Origin of the sequence: Bacillus sp. IS1, assembly GCF_032461585.1 — a bacterium.
Lineage (GTDB): Bacteria > Bacillota > Bacilli > Bacillales > Bacillaceae > Bacillus > Bacillus velezensis.
Genome location: NZ_JAWCWR010000002.1, coordinates 877,982 through 898,329, shown reverse-complemented (window position 1 = coordinate 898,329; position 20,348 = coordinate 877,982). Strand labels below are relative to the sequence as shown.

The following is a 20,348-nucleotide window of genomic DNA, read 5'->3' as shown; positions in this document are numbered from 1 at the left end:
AAAAACAATGCTGATATCTATTATAAACCTTGAGGAGAGTATTTCTCAAACGAGCTGTTTACAAATAAAAGACGCCGCTGCATACGGTTTCGGCGGGTCCCGTCATCAGCACGTGCCCGTTGTCCTGCCAATTAATCACAAGGTCGCCTCCCGCTAAATGAACGGTGATATCCCGGTTTCGTTCGGAAACACCGTTCAATACGGATGCGACAGCCGCCGCACAGGCGCCTGTTCCGCAAGCCTGCGTAATGCCGGAGCCGCGTTCCCATACGCGGAAATGAAGTTCATCGGCGCTGACGGTTTCCACAAATTCGACATTGACGCCTTCCGGAAATCTCGGGTCTTTTTCAATGACGGGACCGAGCGTTGTAAGAGGCGCTTGATTGATATCCGCAACCGGAAAAACAATATGGGGGTTTCCCATTGATACGGCTGTTCCGGAAAGCTCCGTTTCTCCAAAAACAAAGGTTTCATCGATCGTCCGTCCATCTTCATTGCCGAGCATCGGCAGCTCTTTTTTGGTGAGGCGCGGTTCGCCCATATCGACGGCGACTTCACGCACAATCCCGTTGTCCTCTGTAATGTCTGCTTTCACAAGACCTGAAAGCGTCTCAATGAAAAAGGACGTTTCTTCTGTCAGCTTATGTTCGTATGCGTACTTTGCCACACAGCGAAGGCCGTTGCCGCAATTTTTCCCTTCTGAGCCGTCATTATTAAAAATCCGCATTTTGACGGGTGCTTTTTCTGACGGACAGATGAGGATCATTCCGTCAGAGCCGATGCCCGTGTGAATGCTGGACACTTTAACGGCAATCTCAGCCAGCCGTTCTTCCGGCAGCTGTTCTTCAAATTGATTTACATATATATAACTGTTTCCAAGACCGTGCATCTTGGTAAAACGGAATGAATTCATATCGGCCTCCAACTTTTTTTCTTTTACTTAGTATAAAAGCTCTTCTGCTCGGACACAATACAAATATCCCCCGTTTTTCATACATAAAAGCTCCCTGCATATGCAGGGAGCTTTTATCGTTTACTAAATAAACATGCCGGCAATCGCCGCGCTGAGAAGGTTTGCGAGTGTTCCCGCAATAACCGCTCTTAATCCGAGGCGCGCAATGTCCGAACGGCGGCTTGGGGCCAATCCGCCCAGTGTGCCGAGCATAATCGCAATCGAAGAGAAGTTGGCAAATCCGCACAGCGCAAAGCTGATAATCGTAGACGTTTTTTTAGAAAAGTCCGCAATATGCGGACCGAAGTTTGAATAAGCGACAAACTCATTCAGAACAAGTTTCTGTCCGATATAGCTTCCCGCTCCGAGCGCTTCATGCCAAGGAACGCCGATTACAAATGCGATCGGTGAAAACACGTAACCGAGAATGGATTCCAATGTAATATGTTTGAAACCGAACCAGCCGCCGATTCCGCCGAGAATTCCGTTCACTACGGCGATGAGCGCGACAAACGCAAGCAGCATGGCGCCGACATTTAGAGCAATCTGCAGGCCCGTTGACGCGCCTTTTGCCGCTGCATCAATCACATTAGCGGCGCCTTCGCCTTCTTCGTCCATATTAAAATCGCCTTTTATCGTCTGCGTTTTTTCCGTTTCAGGTATTAAAATTTTTCCGAACACGAGACCGGCGGGAGCCGCCATAAAGCTGGCCGCCAGCAGGTATTCGATCGGAATGCCTAACAGGGCGTAACCGAAAAGCGTCGAACCCGCTACAGCTGAAAGGCCGCTCGTCATAATCGTAAACAGCTCGGAACGGGTCAATCCCGCAATCAGCGGTTTAATGGCAAGCGGTGATTCAGACTGTCCGACAAAAATATTCGCAGCCGCCGCAAGCGATTCCGTTCTGCTTGTCCCAAGAAGTTTTGACAGTCCGCCTCCGATGACGCGAAAGATGAGCTGCATGATTTTCAAGTGATACAAAACGGCAATCAGCGCTGAGAAAAAGATAATGACCGGCAGAACGCTCAGCGCAAAAGCCGGGCTGCTGCCCACTTTTAACAGCGGGCCAAAAATAAAGCTGATGCCTTCGTTCGCATAATCAATGAGAAGCTGCACACGGCTTGAGAACCATAAAAATACGGCCCGGCCGGCGTCCCACTTTAATACGATGAATCCGAAGGCCATTTGTAAACACAAACCGACAATGACGGTTCGCAGGTTAATTTTGCTTTTCTTCTCTGATAACAAAAAAGCAATGGCTAATATAGCAACTGCCCCGAGCAGCCCCCAAACGATATTCAATGAATCCACCTCTAAAATTTTATTTAAAAAAAGTCTTTATTAAGATAACAATATTTATTTTTGCTGTCTACAAATTTTTTATTTTGCCAAAACCCGGGGCGCAATAAAAAAGAGACCCCGTTCGGAGCCTCTGATTAAAACATCGGATTTTCTTCTATGAATGTATATATGTTGTCAACCAGTTCAGCAGGCGTGCCTCCCGTGACCACTTCGCCGTTAACCAGGGCAAACAGGGACTCCATGCATTTTCCGCAATAGCTTAAACAGCCGTATTCAAGCACGTCCAAGTTCGGATCCTTCTCTAAGATCTCAAGTGCTTCCTGGGAACCGCGCGCTAAATTGCTGACACAGAATTCAATCATCGGATTCATGCGGTTTCACCTCACATATGTACCTTATCCTAACGGAATTTCCTCTATTCGTCAAAGATCCGGTTTCACACTCAATGTTATCGTAACATATCAATTCAGGTTAAAGGTTTTACTATTACGTGTTTTGTGGTCAATTTGTAGGTTATTTTAAAACTATTATTGTGGTTTTAGATCAAATTCGATATAATTCTAGATGTTATTTTACATAGTTCGTTATTTTGTAACAACATTGACTACCATATTTTTCGGGCAAAAGGGGAATCATTATGAAAAAATTGGTCTTGATCGGCGGGGGTTACGGAAACATGCGGGTGCTGCACCGCTTACTGCCGAACCAGCTTCCGTCAGATATATCCATCACGCTGATTGACAGAAACCCGTATCACTGCTTAAAAACAGAATATTATGCGCTCGCCGCCGGCACGATTTCTGATCATCATATCAGGGTGTCTTTTCCTGAGCATCCGAATCTGGATGTTCAATACGGTGAGGTGGCTTCCGTCGACACGAAAAACAAACAGGTTCTGTTTCATGACCGCGAACCGATTTCTTACGATGACGCGGTGATCGGACTGGGCTGCGAGGATAAGTATCATAACGTGCCCGGCGCGCCGGAACATACTTACAGCATTCAGACCATTGATCAGTCACGCGAGGCCTATCAAAAGCTGAACAACCTCGGCGCCAATGCATCTGTCGCTATCGTCGGAGCGGGATTAAGCGGCGTGGAGCTTGCCAGTGAATTAAGAGAGAGCCGTGACGATCTGAAGATTATGTTATTTGACCGGGGCGACCTGATTTTATCAAGCTTTCCGAAAAGACTCAGCAAGTACGTTCAGAAATGGTTTGAAGAACACGGCGTCACCATTATCAATAATGCGAATATTACAAAAGTGGAAGACGGCATCGTTTATAATCATGATGAAGGAATACCGGCCGATGCCATCGTGTGGACGGCGGGAATTCAGCCGAATAAAGCCGTCAGAGAAATGGACGCTGAAAAAGATCCGCAGGGCCGCATCGTTTTAACACCGCACCACAATCTTCCGGGCGATGAGCATGTTTACGTCGTCGGTGATTGCGCGAGCCTGCCGCATGCGCCGAGCGCCCAGCTGGCTGAAGCACAAGCGGAACAAATTGTGCAGATCCTCCTGAAACGCTGGAACAATGAAGAGCTGCCGGAAACAATGCCGCAATTTAAGCTGAAAGGCGTTCTCGGTTCACTCGGAAAAAAAGCGGGCTTCGGTCTTGTCAACGACCGTCCGCTCATCGGGCGTGTGCCCCGTTTATTAAAATCAGGCCTTTTATGGATGTACAAGCATCATAACGGCTGATAAGAAAAAAGCCGCTGATTGCGATCAGCGGCCATTTTTAAGAGCCTGCCACATAGCCGCGCTTTTCCATTTCTTCATATATATCTTTTAAATGCGGATTCCCTTCCCCCACAATGACATCCTCCACCAGCACGAGCGGATAGAAAAATTCATCGTTTCTGATGCGCTCCGCAAGCTCTTCTGTCTCCTTTTGCTGAGGCGGTGCGTCAATATCAATATACCGCATGTTAAAAGGCTGCTCCGGATATTTCCGTTTCAGCGCCGCCTCCAGCCACTCAAACGTATCTTTGGCGCTCGGCATATTCACGCAGCTTGCGCAGAGCGTTTCAGCGCCGTAAACACTGAGCGTAACCGGCTTTGTCATGTATATCATCCCCTTTACACCAGTATACAAAGGACGGGGCAGCTTTTGTATAAAAAACGGTTTTTATGTTCAAGTTTAAATATGCTATAATGGGGAAAGCAGCTTTGCAAACCAAACATTAGATTTTTACCGTTACTGTGAATATAATGGTTTTATGTATATGAAAGGAGCGAATCTCATGACTGAGGTTGAAATGAAAGAGCAAGTACAGGAAGTATTGGATAAATTACGTCCGTTTCTGCTTCGTGACGGCGGTGACTGTGAGCTTGTTGATGTAGACGAAGGCATTGTAAAGCTTCGCCTCCTTGGCGCATGCGGCAGCTGCCCAAGTTCAACGATTACGCTGAAAGCCGGAATCGAACGCGCCCTTCTTGAAGAAGTACCGGGTGTCGTTGAAGTAGAACAAGTATTTTAATCATAAAACCAGGCTGCATGACAGCCTGGTTTTTTATTTTTTACAAATAGTCATCAAACCATGAACAAATATAACGGATGCGTTTCATCCGCTGTTCCGGATGGCCGCTTCTCGACAGCTCATGCGTGGCTTTCGGAAATCGGATGAACGACGTCGTTTTGTTCAGTTTCTTCAACGCGGTAAAAAGCTGCTCGGCCTGCTCTATCGGACAGCGGTCATCGCGCTCACCGTGCAGAATCAAAAGCGGCGTCGAAACGCGGGACGCATATTTTACAGGAGAACGATCCCAAAGCTTATCCGCTTCCTCAAACAAATCATGTCCGAGCTGCCAGTCGGTAAAAAAGAAACCGATATCGCTGACACCGTGGAAGCTGAACCAATTTGAAATGGAGCGCTGCGTGACGGCTGCTTTAAAACGGTCTGTCTGCCCGACAATCCAATTCGTCATAAACCCTCCGTAGCTTCCGCCCGTCACACCGAGACGGCCGCTGTCAATAAACGGATACGCCTGAACGGCTTCATCCACCGCCTGCATGACATCACGGTAATCTCCGCCTCCGTAATCACCCCTGACACGATTGACAAAATCCTGTCCGTAGCCGTGGCTTCCTCTCGGGTTGACATACACGACAGCATATCCTTGTGCGGCCAGCACTTGGAATTCGTGAAAATACGTATGGCCGTACATCATGTGAGGCCCGCCGTGTATGTATAGAATGAGCGGATAAGTTTGATCCTCTTCAAAAACGGCGGGCTTTAAAAACCAGCCGTTTACCGTCAGCCCGTCCTTTGTTTCATATTGCAGCTTTTCCGGCACGGATATGATGCGCTCCTCAATAAACCGATCATTGTCGGATGTCAATTGCTTCTCTTCCCCATCTTCGAGCGAAATGCTGTAAAGCTCGGAAGGCTGTGCGGGTTTGGCAATGACAGCGATACAGCTTTTCTGATCAGGATGAAAAGCAAAACCGTTCACATACTCTTCTTCTAATCGGATCGGATATACGAGGCCGTCAATCGAGATATAATAAATACCGGTGCTTCCCTGCTCGCTCCCGAGAACGTAAAATCCCTGCCCGTCGTTTGTCCATACCGGCCGGGGCGTCACTCCTCCTATGATTGAATCCGCAATCAGCGCATCGCTCAAATGAACATCCAGCATGTCGGTCAGGCAGGTGAGCCGCTCAGTTTTCACGTCGTACAGCCACGCTTTTTCTAAAGTCGCATTGCGAAATTCATTTTCATGGCCCAGCATCGCGATATAAGAACCGTCCGGTGAAAACACGCAGGAACCGAAAGAACCGCGGTGCGGCGTAATCTGCTTCAGGCTTCCATCCGCCAGATTCATCAGATAGACATCGCTCGGCTTTCCGGCGTCACCCGGCTCGCATAAATTGGCGGTAAACGCAAGCTGCCTGCCATCCGGTGAAAAGGCCGCGTCATAATGATCCGCTTCATGATCCGTCAGCTGCTGAATCTCCCCCGTTTCAAGATGAATCAGCACAAGCTGGGCCCAGCTTCCGTTCAGCAGGCCTTTCCCGTCACGTTTATATGTTAATGACTGAATGTCAACCGGCTCATACTCGTCATGCTTCTTTTTTTCTTTCTCATCGGCGCGCTCCGCTGATGTCAGACTGACGGACACAAGCACGGATCTGCCGTCGGGCGCCCATATCGGATCTGATACGCCCCAAGGAATATCGGCCGCCTGTTCCGCCTCTCCGCCGGCAGCGTCGATGATGTACAGCTGAGGGACGCCGTTCTCCCTGTCAGAAACAAAGGCGAGGCGCCGTCCATCAGGCGACCACCGCGGACTTGTATTTCTATTGTCCCCGAAAGTCCACGGGTTTGAGATGCCGGATTCTGTGTCATATACCATAATGGCTGAGGAATAGGAATCACGCTTATGATTGACTGTTGTCCGGACGTAAGCGGCTCTTCTGCCGTCAGGGGCATATTGCGGGTCTGTCACGGATACGAGTGACGCAATGTCCTCCTCGGTTATGAGTTTTTTCAATCGTATCTCCTCCTTTTCTTTTTTATTTCGCTTCCCTAAATAAAAATCCTTCTCCAGAAAAAGAAAGCGTCCTTCTCTGATGGGAAGAACGCTTTTTTATCATTATACACTTTTCACCTGCTCTAAAGGATTCCGTTCAATTACGCTTCCTTCTGACGGGACGGTAAGCGCCGCAATCTCACAGTGAGGGAAATGCTCTGAAAGCTGTTTTCTCAGCTCTTCTCCCTTTCCTTTTTCAATCAGAACAAGAATCGTCGGTCCCGCTCCGCTCAGCGCCGTTCCGTAAGCGCCTTTCATTTCGGCCGCATGTTCCACCTTTGAAAGCTCAGGAACAAGCATGGCGCGGTACGGCTGATGGAGCATGTCTTTTCTCATCATTTTCCCGGCGAGCGCCCAGTCATTTGACATGATCGCAGCAACGAGAAGGTTGCTGACGGCGCTTGCTTTAACGGCGTGCCGGTACGGCAGCTCTTTCGGGAGCACGTCTCTTGCGTCCCTGGTCAGAACTTCGTAAAACGGAATCACTGCCACAACGTCGATATCCGCTTCGGCAACACGCACGATATGTGTTTCATCTTCTTCGTGAAGGCCGATCACAAGCCCTCCTGCAAGGGAAGCAGCGGCATTATCAGGGTGTCCCTCTTCAAGACTGGCTAAGTGCAGCTTGTCGCTTTCCGAAAGCTGCAGGCCGCATAACTCATCCGCAAGCTCAATGGCAGCGACGATAGCGGCCGCGCTGCTTCCGAGACCCCGCGCAAGGGGGATGTCACTCCATACTTTGACATGGGCGGGCGGCAGCTCTTTCTGATAGCGGTCAGCCGTCCGTTTGGCGACTTGGTAGATGAGGTTGTCCGTTCCTTGAGGGATGCCCGCGACAGTTTCGGTTTCCGCCGAGAACTGCCATTCATCGTTTCGGAAAACCGAAAGCTTCAAATATCTGCTGAGCGCCATCCCGACGGAATCAAACCCAGGCCCTAAGTTGGCGGTGCTTCCCGGAACCGTAATGGAAAACAGCATCTCCGCCTCATTCATACACGCGCCGCTCCATTTAAGTATTCCAGAATACTGTCCTCATCTGTCGGCAGCGTAATCGGTTTTATGTCAGATACGTCTACAGCCGTGTTCGGATCTTTCAGGCCGTTTCCGGTCAAAACTGCGACAACCTTGCTGCCTTTTGGAATTTCACCGGATTTCACCTGTTTCAAAACGCCGGCGATGGATGCACAGGAGCCCGGTTCGGCAAACACGCCTTCTTCACGGGCAATCAGCTGATAAGCGTGAAGAATGTCTTCATCTGTGACTTCATCAATTTTTCCGGCTGATTCTTCCGCAGCGAGCACCGCTTTGTCCCAGCTGGCGGGATTCCCGATTCGGATTGCCGTCGCAACGGTCTCTGGATTTTTAATGACTTCGCCGCGGACGATAGCCGCAGAACCTTCCGCCTCAAAACCGCGCATCTTCGGAAGTCCGGTGCCGTTTTTCTCATGGTATTCTTTGAACCCTTTCCAGTAGGCCGTGATATTCCCCGCGTTTCCTACCGGGATCGCCAGAATGTCCGGCGCTCCGCCAAGCTGTTCGCATACTTCAAAGGCCGCTGTTTTTTGCCCTTCAATCCGGTAAGGGTTTACTGAATTCACTAATGCAATCGGTGATTTTTCGCAAATTGACCGGACGATGGCCAGCGCGTCGTCAAAGTTTCCGTCAATCGCAATGATTTCCGCACCGTACATGACGGCCTGCGCAAGTTTTCCGAAGGCGATTTTTCCGTCCGGGATGATGACGATGCATTTCATGCCGGCTCTCGCCGCGTATGCCGCAGCCGCGGCGGATGTGTTGCCTGTAGAGGCGCACATGATGGTATCATTGCCTTCTTCTTTCGCTTTGGCGACCGCCATGACCATGCCGCGGTCTTTAAAGGATCCCGTCGGATTAACGCCCTCTGTTTTCACATGCAGTTCAATTCCGAGCTTTTCGGAAAGTTTCGGGAGGTGAATCAGCGGCGTATTGCCTTCATGTAATGTCAGGGCCGGCGTCCGATCCGTTACCGGCAGAAATTCTTTATATTGATGGATGAGTCCTTTCCACATTAGCTCCAACCGTTCCCTTCTACGCGATATGTGCTTTTTACTTCTTGTACGACTTCGAGGTCATTTAAGTTTTGCAGAATGTCACTGAAATCTTCTTCCGATGTATGATGCGTGACGATGACGATTTCCGCGAGGTCGTCATGGCCTTTGATCGGCAGCTGCAGAATTTTTTCAAAGCTGACGCCGCGCTCTGAGAAGGCGGATGTGATTTTTGAAAAAGAGCCGACCTGGTCTTTGACGTGAATTCTTAAAAACTGCTGGGCATAGATATCAGACGGCTGCTTCAGATTTCTTTCAAACTGCGGGGCGACAAAGCTGTTTCCGTTTACGCCGAGACGCATGTTTTTCATGACCGCGACCAGATCGGAAACGACCGATGTCGCAGTCGGCATGCTTCCGGCTCCGGGGCCGTAAAACATCGTTTCGCCGACGGCTTCTCCGTACACGTAAACGGCATTAAACTCGTTATGCACCGCAGAGAGCGGATGATGATCCGGAAGCAGTGTCGGCTGAACGCTGACTTCGATTTTATTGTCATCACGCTGGGCGATGCCGATCAGCTTCATCGTATAGCCGAGCCGTTTGCTGAAGCTTATATCTTCATCCGTGATCCGGGAAATTCCTTTTACTTTGACATCGTCCAGATCAACGTCCATAGAGAAGCCGAGACGGGCTAAAATCGCCATCTTGCGCGCGGCATCGAGCCCTTCTACATCGGCGGTCGGGTCAGCTTCCGCGAATCCGAGATCCTGCGCTTCTTTCAGCACTTCCTCATACGGGCTTTTTTCTTTAATCATTTTCGTTAAGATGAAGTTCGTCGTTCCGTTGACGATTCCCATCATTTTTGTGATCCGGTCAGAGGAAAGGCCTTCTTCGAGCGTGCGTAAAATCGGGATTCCGCCGGCGACACTCGCTTCATAATACAAGTCACAGCCATTTTCCTTTGCGGCGGCTAAAAGCTCTGAGCCATATACGGCGATCAGATCTTTATTTGCGGTCACAACATGTTTTTTCGCTTTCAAGGCATCAAGAAGATATTGCTTCGTCTGTTCGACACCGCCGATGACTTCAATAATCACGTCGACCTCAGGGTCATCGATTACATCATAGACTTCTGTCGTCAGCACTTCTTTCGGCAGGTCTGCGTCTCGTTTTTTATCAATATCTTTAACTAGCACTTTTTTGATCGTCACCGGACAGCCGACCTGGTGCATAAGCTTATCCTGATGATCTTGTATAATTTTGACGACACCGCTTCCCACGGTTCCCAGTCCTAACAGTCCAATACGAATCGCTTCCAAAGAGAAACTCCACCTTTCTTCCTTTTGTCCACTAGAAAAGGACAATTGTTAACCCTTCACAGACATTTAAGTTACAAATATTATATAAGCCCGCATTTGTTTTGACAAGCGGCTGAATATTGTTTCTGCGGCTATGAAAACGCTTAACACGCTGATATGACAAGATTCCCTATTTTCTAAATATTTTTACGTCATATTTTCTTACGAACTGATTCCTTTTCCGAGCCACGCCACAGGCGGGACAAAAACCTGTGCCGACCTGACATTCATCATGTCGTGACATGTCTGTAAAAACTGTTCATAGCGGGTGCAGTCGGCAAGAATGTAGTCAAGCTGCTCTTCGTAAAACTGTTTTTCAGAATCATGAGAAATGTAATAGCTCTCCACCGTCTCGAAGAAATGGAGCGGAAACAGCAGGCGGCTGTAAAACAGGCGCTTGGAAAAGGAGGATAACGGCGTAACTTGCTCATATTCCTGCAGAAACAAAAACCCATCTTTGAGCAGGTCGTCACGATGATACAAATATGTGCTGCGCATATATTCTGCAATATCACGGGCGGCATGGTCGAATACCCAATCGCCCGGAATGCGGATCAATGATTCCTCCGACCAGGTATCCCGTTCCATCCGCTGATGGCAGATTGTCCCCGAGTCTTCTGCGCCGGGATTGTCATCCAGCTCCGTATCCACTAAATATTGAATGGCGTTTTCCGCTAAGCCTGAATAATAAGGAAATGCTTCGATCATTTTCTTTTCGAACGGTTCAAGCGGAGACATATGAATTTTCTGCATCCAGAATGATTCCAGCTGATCCACCCGTTTTCCCCATAAGTCCTTCCATTGGCCGATCCTGCCCGCTTCTTTCACTTCGTACGGAAAACCCCGCCCTTTTCTGTGAAATTCGGCAAGCTCCCCTCCGACAGAAAACGACCGGTTTGAGACGGGAATCGGCGCTTTTAAGAGCGCATACGTTTTGCCTTCGTCCTCAAAGGTCAGTTCTCCTTCCTTCGTAAAGATAAACACTGAAACGTATGGGTCACTTTGTTCTTGTAAATACTGACTCATGTAGTAAAGCTCCGTCAGCTCTGATTGCGAAAACCCGGAGACGGGAATAATAAGAAAGAAGGAATTTGGCGTCTGGAAGCATTGGTATTTCTGATAAACGGAGAGCTGTCTGACGTGGATGCCGTACTTTTCTTTAATGATGCTTTTCATCATAATCACCTGCCTGAAAAATTAGAGCTATTCACATCGTAGTCATACGCCGGCGGAATTATGAATACATATTGTAATCCTTTGAATAAGTGGAGAAACATCGTACACATCGGAAGAGTGTTGTATAAACTAGTAAAAAAAGATTGGGTGAAGCAAATGTCAGAAAAGGAACAACTGAATCAGGTGGAAGCTGTCGCCAGGGCGCGTTTAAAAGAACGGGGGGTTGAGACGGACGATATTGCCGAGCTGGTGTATTTCCTTCAAAAAAAATATCATCCTGATTTGACGATGGAGATATGCAGGCTCAATGTGGACCGTGTCATCGCAAAACGCGAGGTGCAAAACGCCATTTTAACGGGAATAGAATTAGATGTGCTCGCCGAACAAAAAAAGCTGTCTGAACCGCTTCAGACTATTCTGGCGATTGATGAAAGCCTGTATGGGGTTGACGAGGTGCTCGCCTTCTCTATCGTGAATATATACGGCTCAATCGGCTTTACGAATTACGGCTACATTGACAAAGAAAAACCCGGCATTCTCGGGCGGTTAAATGATAAATCTACGGGCGAATGCCATACGTTTCTTGATGATATCGTCGGCGCAATCGCAGCAGCGGCTTCAAGCCGGCTTGCTCACAGCGCCAGAAATACAGAATAAGGACGGCCGTCATGGCCGTCCCTTTTTTATAGATGTTCAATCCATTCGGTTAAAGAGTCAATCGCATATGTCGGCTTCTGGTCGTAATCTGCCATATGCTCACGCTTTGTCACTCCGGTATGAACCAGCAGCGTATCCATGCCCGCATTGATGCCGGCCATAATATCCGTGGCATAGTTATCGCCGACCATGAGTGTTTCGGAAATATCCGTTCCGAGCACACGCATCGCCTGTTCCATAATAATGGATTCAGGCTTGCCGATAAAGACAGGCTCAACGCCCGTTGACACCGTCAAAACGGATGTGAGCGAACCGTTCCCTGGTAAAAGCCCTCTTTCAGTCGGAATGGCGACGTCGCCGTTTGTTGAAATGAACCGGGCGCCGTTTCTGATCGCAAGGCATCCCGTTGCCAACTTTTCATATGTAATGCCGCGGTCGATTCCCACAACGACAAAGTCCGCGTTTTCTTCTCCGAAGCTCAGCCCGTTTTCTTCAATGGCCTGACGGATGCCTTCTTCGCCGATCACATATACCGACGCGTCTTTTTTCTGCTGGGCGATATGCTGCGCAGTCGCCATGCTCGTCGTGAAGACCTGCTCTTCAGATGCCGGAATGTCAAAGCTCATCAGCTTGTCCGCCACCTGCTTCGGCGTCCGGGAAGAATTGTTCGTCACGAATAAATACGGAATGCCGCGCGCTTTAAGCGTTCTCACAAATTCACACGCTTCTTCGATTTTTTCCGTCCCGTTGTACATTGTGCCGTCTAAATCTATCAAATATCCTTTATAATCCTTCATACTCAACACTCCTGTGGATTTTCTCACTCGTTGTTATTTAAATGCGGAAACAGGCCCTAATTCTGTTTCCAGGTAGGTTCTTACACGGGCCGGAAAGGCTTTCAGCACATCTCTGTTTAACGTGATCAGCGTTAACAGCTCCTGATGGTCGGCGTGCTGATATTCCTGTACAAGCTGCTTTCTGGAAGAGATCAGTTGCTTCAGCTTATTTCCTTCATCCTCAGCTACCACCTTTTCATCCGTCAGAATATCCATGATGTCGTCATAACTCCCCGGATCGCGCATGATAAAGCCGTCAATCATATCATTTCCGACATCGAGAATGCATTCGATCATAAGATGGCTGATCCGCTCAAGCGCCCTTTTTTCGATATCGCTCTGCCATGCAGGCGTGCTGTCAAACAGCGCCAGCTGGGTCTCAAAAAAACGGAGTGTTTGTTCGATATTATTTCTGTCAACAAAATACACGTGACAGCATCCCCTTCTGCATCAATTATTTTCTGATTCGTTTTAAAACAAAATACGCGCAGCCGAAATTGCAGTATTCGTAAATGTATTCGTCCAATGTGCTGATTTTCGTTTCAAAGGTTGCTTTTTGATTCTGGTCATCAAAGAAGCCTTTGAGCCGCAGCTGACTGTATCCCCAGTCTCCCACAATGTAATCATATTTATTTAATATGTCCGAATAGCGGGCTTTGAACGCTTCTTCATTAAAGCCGTTTTTAAAATCGTGTACGAGTTCAAACTCGGCATTTTGAATAAGAATCATGTCTTCACCTCTTTTATCACTCTTTACTATCATAATTCATTGACTTCTGTCCATCAATTGCAAAATGAGACGGTTCGGACGGACGGAGAATTTTTCCTCTTTATATCCAGTGTAGCGGTTCAGACGATCCTTATTCAAGAATGACTTTTTCCCTGCAAAAACGGCTCCATCACAAAAAACCCAAAACCTGCGGCGTTTTGGGTTTTTTCGGCTTATCTTATGCTTGGGCCTGGCGTTTTTTAGACGCTTCGTTCACTTGTTCATCCGCATGGTAGGAAGAACGGACAAGCGGGCCTGCTTCACAGTGGCTGAAGCCTTTTTGCATCGCGATTTCTTTCAGTTCGGCAAATTCGTCCGGATGATAATATTTTTGAACTTTTAAATGTTTTTTCGACGGCTGCAGGTATTGGCCGATCGCCATGATGTCGACATTGTTCGCAAGCAGGTCGTCCATCACTTCAATAATTTCTTCCTTCGTTTCGCCGAGACCGATCATAATGCTTGATTTCGTCGGGATGTCAGGCTGCATTTCTTTCGCACGGCGCAAGAATTCCAAAGAACGGTCATATGTTGCGCGGGCCCGGACTCTCGGTGTCAGGCGGCGGACGGTTTCAATGTTGTGGTTCAGAATATCAGGACGGGTATCCATTAATGTTTTCAGGTTGTCGTAATTTCCGCCCATATCGGATGGCAGCACTTCAATTGTCGTGAACGGGCTTTTTCTGCGGATCGCCCGGACCGTTTCCGCAAAGACGCCTGCTCCGCCGTCTTTCTGATCATCACGCGCTACGGCCGTGATGACGGCGTGTTTTAAATTCATCAGCGCGACGGAATCAGCTACGCGTTCCGGTTCCTGCAGATCCAGCTCAGTCGGCAGACCCGTTTTTACAGCGCAGAAGCGGCATGCTCTCGTACAGACGGAACCGAGAATCATGAACGTCGCCGTACGTCTGACAGCCCAGCATTCATGGATGTTCGGGCATTTTGCTTCTTCACATACGGTATGCAGATTATTTTCACGCATTAATTTTTTCAGACCCGTATAGTTTTCATTCGTGTTCAGCTTTATTTTGAGCCATTCCGGCTTTCTCAGATGCTCGTCTTTCTTTGCCATTTCCCCATCATCTCCATTATCCCTTTATTCATGTTCGTGTGCGAAAAATTTCTATTTCACGATGGATATAAAACTTGCGGATTTCTATTCAATAGTCACTTTAACATAGGAAAAATTTCTCGACAAGGGAAGAGAATTACTTACATTTTCTCGGATTGTTGCCGCAAACTATTTGTATTCAATCCTGAAAGGAGATCATGTTGTGAAAGTTCTGTTATCTGCTCTTCTCCTTTTATCAGTTTTCTGTCCGGCTGCAAGCGGGAAAGAACAATCGGCTCCTGTTTACGGCGAACGGATGCAGTTGTACCGCAAAGCCGAAGCAGTCACGCAGATTCCTTGGTATGTGCTTGCGGCGGTTGACCAATATGAAGAAAATGTCCGCTCGAACCGAAAGGATCTGCCGGAAAAAGCGGGAATCATCAGCATTTATATTCCGGATCATTTGTGGAGCGGCCCTGAAAATCCAAATCCTAAGGACGATGCGCCCCTCAGCATTAAAGTATTTGACGGGATCGGCCTGGACGGCGACGGCGACGGAAAAGCCGAGGTAAGCAATGATGAGGACATTCTTTATACATTTGCACAGTATTTAGCGGGATTCGGAACGGATCTTGATCATATCCGCATCGGCCTCTGGAATTATTACCGCCGCGATCAGACGGTCGGCATTATCACCGAATTCATAACACTGTTTAAAACGTTCGGCCGCCTTGATCTCGGAGAGCACGCTTTTCCGCTTCCCGTGAAGACGGACTACAGCTACCGCAGCACATGGGGCGCCGCACGGGGTTTCGGCGGGCGCCGGATTCACGAAGGAACGGATCTGTTCGCTCATTACGGGCTCCCCGTCAGATCGACCTGCTACGGTATTGTTGAAATGAAGGGCTGGAACCGTTTCGGCGGCTGGAGAATCGGCATCAGGGATATCAATAACACATATCACTACTTCGCTCACCTGAATGGCTTTGCAAAAGGTGTGCATAAAGGCCAGATCGTCAAACCCGGAGAGGTGATCGGCTCTGTCGGCAGTTCCGGATACGGACCGCCGGGCACCGCGGGAAAATTTCCGCCGCATCTTCACTACGGGATGTATAAAGATAACGGCAGATCGGAATGGTCTTTTGACCCGTATCCCCATTTAAGGGCATGGGAACGAAAAGAAATCGGCAGGAAAAAGTAAACACACAGCCGCCAGGAAAGATTGCGGCTGTGTGTTTTTATTTATCTTTCTTCTGTTTTTCATTCGGCAGCTGGACGGAAGGCGTCACACCTGACCCGCCGCTTCCGTTATAAAACTGCGGCACCTCTCCTTGAATCGCTTTAATGGAGACCGGAATATTATTTGTCACGACTGATGTCTTACTGGCAAACGGAATAATGACCTTTACTTTTATTTCCACAAAGATGCTGATATCGATCAGGGCATTGTTAATGCCGTACGGCTTTATTTTTGTTTTCACATCAGTTAACGCATCGCCGATCAGGTTAAAGCGCACGGGGATTTTCGGCCCCAGATTTCCGAGAATGCTGTTTCCCGTGACCTGCCCTAAAGGGATGTTAATCATAATTTCATCGGCCGTTTTCGCGTTTTTTTCCGTTTCATGCTGCTTATTGTTCGACTCCGCTTCCTTCAGATGAGCCTGAAGCTGCTTTGTCACTTTCGCCTTCATACTGTTGACCATTTGTGTATTAAAATCCATCGTTGTGACTTTCCCGTTTTCATCCGTTTTCATATCGACCATATCTTTTACATTGTCGCTGTGAGACATGTATTCTTCAATGGATTCCGTAATGACCTCTGTTGCCACCCGTTTGGTTTCCATTTCTCCTATGTTCATCAGCACCGGTTTGATTGAGGAGTTGATCATCCAGAGGCTGATGACCGTCGATATGATAAAAAAAGCAAACGACAGAAGAAGCACATACCGAAAAGGCAAAGGCCCTCTCTTGCGAAGAGCGCTCCGGTATCTAGGCAAGAAAAATCCCCCCTTACATATCACAATGTATGCTTGTAAGGGGGGACATAGTATTTTATTTTCACTCTTAAAAAGTCCCGCTTACCTTTACTCGAATGAGATGGAACGGCGGGCAGCTATACGACATTACGGCTGCCGCGCGAGCTTCCAGGCGAGCAGATCCCTTAAAAACTCAGGCATAAAGTATTGTTTTTCTTTTGAATCGCGGATGTAAGGGAACAGCTTTCCGAGTGTAAACATGTCGAGAACGGCAACCGAGTATATCCGCTCCGGATCAATCTCTTCTCCGTTCACTTTCACATTGAGGAGATGCGTCACACCGTCTTCAAGAATGCCGGCCTCTGCCTCCGCTCCGGCATATACCATCCTGCCCATCACTTCCCCGCGGAAGCCGAGACCTTTTATCCGCAGCTGCTCCATTTGTTCCGAGGCGGCCTGGCTGATTGTTTCCTGGAGTTCCCTGCCTGAAAGACGAACGGCCACCGGATTGATCGGATGAGGGCAGATGCGGTGCAGGTCAAGCTTTGTGACAGGCCCCTTCTGTAAAGGCCCCAAAATGACGCCTGAATTCACCATGCTGACTTCACAGCCGCACCAGCTTTTCAGCGCTTCGGCTAATAGAAGCGGGAGCGGCGATTCCTCAAACCACTTCACGCCGGCTTCTTCATTCAGGTTGGCGACTTGTTCGGAGAGCAGGTTTTCCGCTTCCCGTTCTTTCTCTTTCAGAAAAGCCGCCGTATCTTCAGATTCCCCGTGCCAATCAGCCATTTTCTGTACAGATGCCTGTTTGCTGACAATGGTTCGTGATTCACTTTCTATCGTCAGCTCGACACAGCCGACATAGTTCCCGTATTTCTCCGCACATGCAAGCAATACACCGTTTATGTCCTGTCCGTCCTCAAGAAGGTGGTGCGTATGTGATTCAAGAATGACATCGATGTCGGGAAATTTTTCCGCTGCGGCCCGGTCATCGATCAGGCCTAAATGAGAAAGCAGAATGATGATATCCGCTTTGCCCTTGATATCGTCAAGTGATTCTTGAATGCTTTTTTCCGCATCCGTCACCGTCCAGCCTAGTTTTTGATAGACGGGATAATACGGCACCGTGACGCCCAGTATGCCGGCGGTCATCCCGTTTTTCAGCGTTTTGATCACGTAGGGCTCGGCCCATTCCGGCCGCTGTCCGTCCTTGTCAAACAGGTTGGACACAATGACGGGAAACGCGGCATGGGTATATAAATCCGCCAGCTCATCGTGAGGCAGCGTAATTCCTTCATTATTCCCGACGGCAGCCGCATCAATCTCAAGCCGATTTAACAAGTCGACATTCGCTTTGCCGAAGGTCGCTTCCGTTATCATTTGGAATCGGTCCATATGATCGCCGATGTCGAATACGAGTGTTTCCTCCCCGTCTTTTTCATGTTCATTTCTCTTCTGCTCAATATAATGTACGATTTTCGGCCAATTTTCGAAATGGCTGTGCAAATCATTCGTATGATATAAACGGAGCTTCTCTAACATACCATCTCTCCTACCTTTTAGCTGAATATCCCTTGATAAATCAATTCACAGCCGATCAAAATCAAGACGACCCGCATGAAAAGCACGATCGTTTTCGTCTGCACCCGCTTATTGACCCACGCGCCCATTTTGCCGCCGAACCACGCGCCCGGAACGAGGCACAGCGCATACAGCCAATTGACATGGCCCTCTGCGATATGTGACACGGAACCCGTCACGGAGGATAAGAAAATAATGAGCATTGACGTCGCCACAGCCACTTTCGGCGGGAACAAAAATAACAGCATCATGGCCGGAACCATAAGAGAGCCGCCGCCAATGCCGAAAAGACCGCCCAATAAACCGACGAAAAAGGCAATCACGATACCGGTGAAAATACGGTACGAATATGTATAAAGCTCACCTGATTCATCCTCATATGTCCGGATCATGCCTTTATGCGCTTTATTGACCGGTTTTGCTTTCGCCTTCAGCATTAATGTAATGGAAATCAAAATCATAAAAAGTCCGAACCAGACGGAAAACGTATGCGCATTAAAAAGTTTAGACAAATACGCGCCGATGATGCTTCCCGGGCCGGAACCGATAAAAAAGATCAGTCCGCTTTTGTAGTCAACGGTTTTATATTTCATATAGGCCAGAGTTGATGACAGGCCCGTAAAAATAATCACCAAAAGGGACGTGCCGATGGCAGTCTGCGGTGTTACGTCATGGAAAAACGGAGTCATCGTGCTTAAATAGAGCATCGCCGGCACGATGATAATTCCTCCCCCAAGCCCGATCAGGCTGCCGACCGTTCCCGCGATAAATCCTAATATGATCAATATAAGATAAGACATGTGTCTTGAAACCTCTTTTCTAGCTGAATAGGTCGAGCTGCTTCGGAGCAAGCCCGGTATATGAGATATCTAACATTTCAAGCATCTCAAGTCCGTTATCGGCGGCGTCTCCGCCTGAGTTATTGTTGAATAGCACATACAGATTGCGCGACTGTTTTTTCAGCTCCTGAAGATTGTTTTTCCAATCTTTGAGCTCCTGTTTGTTATAGCGGTATAAATATCTGACCTCACGCCAGTTTTGTCCGCCGTCTGGTTTGATCCAGCCCTGTTTGTTCCGTCCGTGAAAACGGACAAGCGTTTTTTCTTCATCCGTTGCTTTCAGGACGGTCGGAATGCTGCCCTCGCCGATTTGCGGCTCGTCACATATGCTGTGAATCCAGCCTTCCTCCTTCATAAAGGAAAGCGTCTGCTCGTAAAATGGCGGGGAAAACCAAGACCGGTTGCGGAATTCAAGCGCGCACGGAATATCGCCCATCTGCTGCCTGCACCATCTTAAATATGCGACGTTTTCTTTCTTGCAGTCAAACCACGGCGGGAATTGGAACAGCACCATGGCAAGCTTTCCATGCTCTATATACGGCGATAATGACAGCTTAAACGCCTCAAACATTTCTTCCTTCGATTCAAAGGGAATATCGCCGCGCTGATGGCCCGTCATTCCTTGATATGCCTTAATGACAAATTGAAAAGATTCCGGCGTCTCTTTGACCCATCTTTCGTTATTGCGGGCGGGCTGTATCGCGTAAAAGCTCGCGTCCAGCTCAACGATGGGAAAATGGGAGGAATACGCCTGCAGTTTTTGCGGGCCCGCCGTTTTAGGCGGATAGATGCTGTCATGATCCCCCCACCCCGTCAGTCCGATATAAATCACAATCCTTCACCTCTCACTCTAGTTTATCACAGGTGTTTTTCTCTTTCCGTTTCCATGTTTTTTCTGAATGCACTTTTCAGGAACCGGTATTGATGTTCATTGGTGTCCGAAAATGCCTCATCTCTGGAAGAAAGAATGTGCTGATAGACGATCGGCTCTGAAAATTGACCGCTCGTGAAATCATATATCTCCCCGTCTATTCGGTTATAAAAATGCCAGCTTGTGCCGGTTTTTGTTTTGAGAATGTCACCGCCGTAAACATCTTGGATGACTAAAGCCGTCACGCCGCACTGGCCTTTGGCCGGGCAATCTTCCGTCCATTTTGTACTAGTCTTGCGCGACCAGGATGCCGTTAATATGTTCAAGATTTGATCATACAATGTGTTTTACTCCTTTTTATAAAAAGATACCACGAGACCCGCTTTCCAAACGACAAAAAAAGCCGA

At 48.3% G+C, this 20,348-nt stretch carries 22 protein-coding genes; 4 read left to right on the top strand and 18 right to left on the bottom strand.

Going from position 1 to position 20,348, the window contains the following annotated elements; all coding sequences use genetic code 11:
* Positions 1–58: 58 nt before the first annotated feature.
* From dapF to RUW00_RS12585, 3 genes are all read right to left on the bottom strand, one after another.
* Positions 59–913 (bottom strand): diaminopimelate epimerase, encoded by an 855-nt coding sequence (gene dapF / locus RUW00_RS12595; RefSeq protein ID WP_280144594.1) that lies wholly within the window; start codon positions 911–913, stop codon positions 59–61.
* Positions 914–1,036: 123 nt separating this feature from the next.
* A complete protein-coding gene (locus RUW00_RS12590) occupies positions 1,037–2,254 on the bottom strand; it encodes a NupC/NupG family nucleoside CNT transporter (RefSeq protein ID WP_012118346.1) in 1,218 nt (405 codons plus the stop codon).
* Positions 2,255–2,388: 134 nt separating this feature from the next.
* Positions 2,389–2,625: a YuzB family protein gene (locus tag RUW00_RS12585; RefSeq protein WP_007408721.1), complete on the bottom strand. Its 237-nt coding sequence runs from the start codon at positions 2,623–2,625 to the stop codon at positions 2,389–2,391.
* A 266-nt stretch (positions 2,626–2,891) separates the two neighbouring features.
* On the opposite strand from RUW00_RS12585, the gene RUW00_RS12580 reads away from it, so the two are divergent.
* A complete protein-coding gene (locus tag RUW00_RS12580; protein WP_014418791.1) occupies positions 2,892–3,959 on the top strand; it encodes an NAD(P)/FAD-dependent oxidoreductase in 1,068 nt (355 codons plus the stop codon).
* Between the two features lie 37 nt (positions 3,960–3,996).
* Here the strand turns inward: RUW00_RS12580 and RUW00_RS12575 are convergent, their stop codons facing one another.
* Complete coding sequence (locus tag RUW00_RS12575; RefSeq protein ID WP_017419453.1) at positions 3,997–4,323, bottom strand: YuzD family protein; 327 nt, start codon at positions 4,321–4,323, stop codon at positions 3,997–3,999.
* 79 nt (positions 4,324–4,402) lie between these two features.
* Here RUW00_RS12575 and RUW00_RS12570 point away from each other — a divergent pair, with 79 nt between their 5' ends.
* A complete protein-coding gene (locus tag RUW00_RS12570) occupies positions 4,403–4,738 on the top strand; it encodes a NifU family protein (RefSeq protein WP_169510385.1) in 336 nt (111 codons plus the stop codon).
* Positions 4,739–4,778: 40 nt separating this feature from the next.
* Here RUW00_RS12570 and RUW00_RS12565 read toward each other — a convergent pair whose 3' ends face one another.
* The 5 genes from RUW00_RS12565 to cotNH form a co-directional block, all read right to left on the bottom strand.
* Positions 4,779–6,755, bottom strand: coding sequence for a S9 family peptidase (locus RUW00_RS12565; protein ID WP_280144595.1), 1,977 nt, complete (start codon positions 6,753–6,755; stop codon positions 4,779–4,781).
* A 102-nt stretch (positions 6,756–6,857) separates the two neighbouring features.
* Positions 6,858–7,787 carry a homoserine kinase gene (thrB, locus tag RUW00_RS12560; protein WP_014418794.1) on the bottom strand — a complete coding sequence of 310 codons (930 nt, stop codon included), beginning with the start codon at positions 7,785–7,787 and terminating at the stop codon, positions 6,858–6,860.
* Positions 7,784–8,842 (bottom strand): threonine synthase, encoded by a 1,059-nt coding sequence (gene thrC, locus RUW00_RS12555; protein WP_154817939.1) that lies wholly within the window; start codon positions 8,840–8,842, stop codon positions 7,784–7,786. The genes thrB and thrC overlap by 4 nt, the downstream gene beginning before the upstream one ends.
* Positions 8,842–10,143 (bottom strand): homoserine dehydrogenase, encoded by a 1,302-nt coding sequence (locus tag RUW00_RS12550; RefSeq protein WP_007613551.1) that lies wholly within the window; start codon positions 10,141–10,143, stop codon positions 8,842–8,844. The genes thrC and RUW00_RS12550 overlap by 1 nt, the downstream gene beginning before the upstream one ends.
* A 201-nt stretch (positions 10,144–10,344) precedes the next feature.
* On the bottom strand, positions 10,345–11,361 hold the full coding sequence (gene cotNH, locus RUW00_RS12545) for a spore coat-associated protein CotNH (RefSeq protein WP_029973819.1): 1,017 nt from the start codon (positions 11,359–11,361) through the stop codon (positions 10,345–10,347).
* A 153-nt stretch (positions 11,362–11,514) separates the two neighbouring features.
* Between cotNH and RUW00_RS12540 the strand changes: the two genes are divergently transcribed.
* The gene (locus RUW00_RS12540; RefSeq protein ID WP_315956625.1) at positions 11,515–12,015 is read left to right on the top strand and encodes a phosphatidylglycerophosphatase A family protein; all 501 of its coding nucleotides are present in this window, start codon (positions 11,515–11,517) and stop codon (positions 12,013–12,015) included.
* Positions 12,016–12,041: 26 nt separating this feature from the next.
* Here RUW00_RS12540 and RUW00_RS12535 read toward each other — a convergent pair whose 3' ends face one another.
* From RUW00_RS12535 to lipA, 4 genes are all read right to left on the bottom strand, one after another.
* Positions 12,042–12,812, bottom strand: a complete 771-nt coding sequence (locus RUW00_RS12535) for a TIGR01457 family HAD-type hydrolase (protein ID WP_007613557.1) — start codon at positions 12,810–12,812, stop codon at positions 12,042–12,044.
* Positions 12,813–12,845: 33 nt separating this feature from the next.
* On the bottom strand, positions 12,846–13,280 hold the full coding sequence (locus RUW00_RS12530) for a DUF86 domain-containing protein (RefSeq protein ID WP_280144596.1): 435 nt from the start codon (positions 13,278–13,280) through the stop codon (positions 12,846–12,848).
* 25 nt (positions 13,281–13,305) lie between these two features.
* Positions 13,306–13,581: a YutD family protein gene (locus RUW00_RS12525; protein ID WP_003151928.1), complete on the bottom strand. Its 276-nt coding sequence runs from the start codon at positions 13,579–13,581 to the stop codon at positions 13,306–13,308.
* A gap of 217 nt (positions 13,582–13,798) precedes the next feature.
* Positions 13,799–14,695 carry a lipoyl synthase gene (gene lipA, locus RUW00_RS12520; RefSeq protein ID WP_003151923.1) on the bottom strand — a complete coding sequence of 299 codons (897 nt, stop codon included), beginning with the start codon at positions 14,693–14,695 and terminating at the stop codon, positions 13,799–13,801.
* 202 nt (positions 14,696–14,897) lie between these two features.
* Here lipA and lytH point away from each other — a divergent pair, with 202 nt between their 5' ends.
* Positions 14,898–15,875, top strand: coding sequence for an L-Ala--D-Glu endopeptidase (gene lytH / locus RUW00_RS12515; protein ID WP_280144597.1), 978 nt, complete (start codon positions 14,898–14,900; stop codon positions 15,873–15,875).
* Positions 15,876–15,912: 37 nt separating this feature from the next.
* Here the strand turns inward: lytH and yunB are convergent, their stop codons facing one another.
* From yunB to RUW00_RS12490, 5 genes are all read right to left on the bottom strand, one after another.
* Complete coding sequence (gene yunB, locus RUW00_RS12510; RefSeq protein ID WP_280144598.1) at positions 15,913–16,671, bottom strand: sporulation protein YunB; 759 nt, start codon at positions 16,669–16,671, stop codon at positions 15,913–15,915.
* Between the two features lie 126 nt (positions 16,672–16,797).
* Positions 16,798–18,192, bottom strand: a complete 1,395-nt coding sequence (locus RUW00_RS12505) for a bifunctional metallophosphatase/5'-nucleotidase (protein WP_315956624.1) — start codon at positions 18,190–18,192, stop codon at positions 16,798–16,800.
* Positions 18,193–18,209: 17 nt separating this feature from the next.
* Positions 18,210–19,031, bottom strand: a complete 822-nt coding sequence (locus tag RUW00_RS12500) for a sulfite exporter TauE/SafE family protein (protein ID WP_007613562.1) — start codon at positions 19,029–19,031, stop codon at positions 18,210–18,212.
* A gap of 19 nt (positions 19,032–19,050) precedes the next feature.
* Complete coding sequence (locus RUW00_RS12495) at positions 19,051–19,902, bottom strand: DUF72 domain-containing protein (protein WP_014418802.1); 852 nt, start codon at positions 19,900–19,902, stop codon at positions 19,051–19,053.
* A 26-nt stretch (positions 19,903–19,928) separates the two neighbouring features.
* Positions 19,929–20,282: a YunG family protein gene (locus RUW00_RS12490; protein ID WP_007408736.1), complete on the bottom strand. Its 354-nt coding sequence runs from the start codon at positions 20,280–20,282 to the stop codon at positions 19,929–19,931.
* Positions 20,283–20,348: the final 66 nt, after the last annotated feature.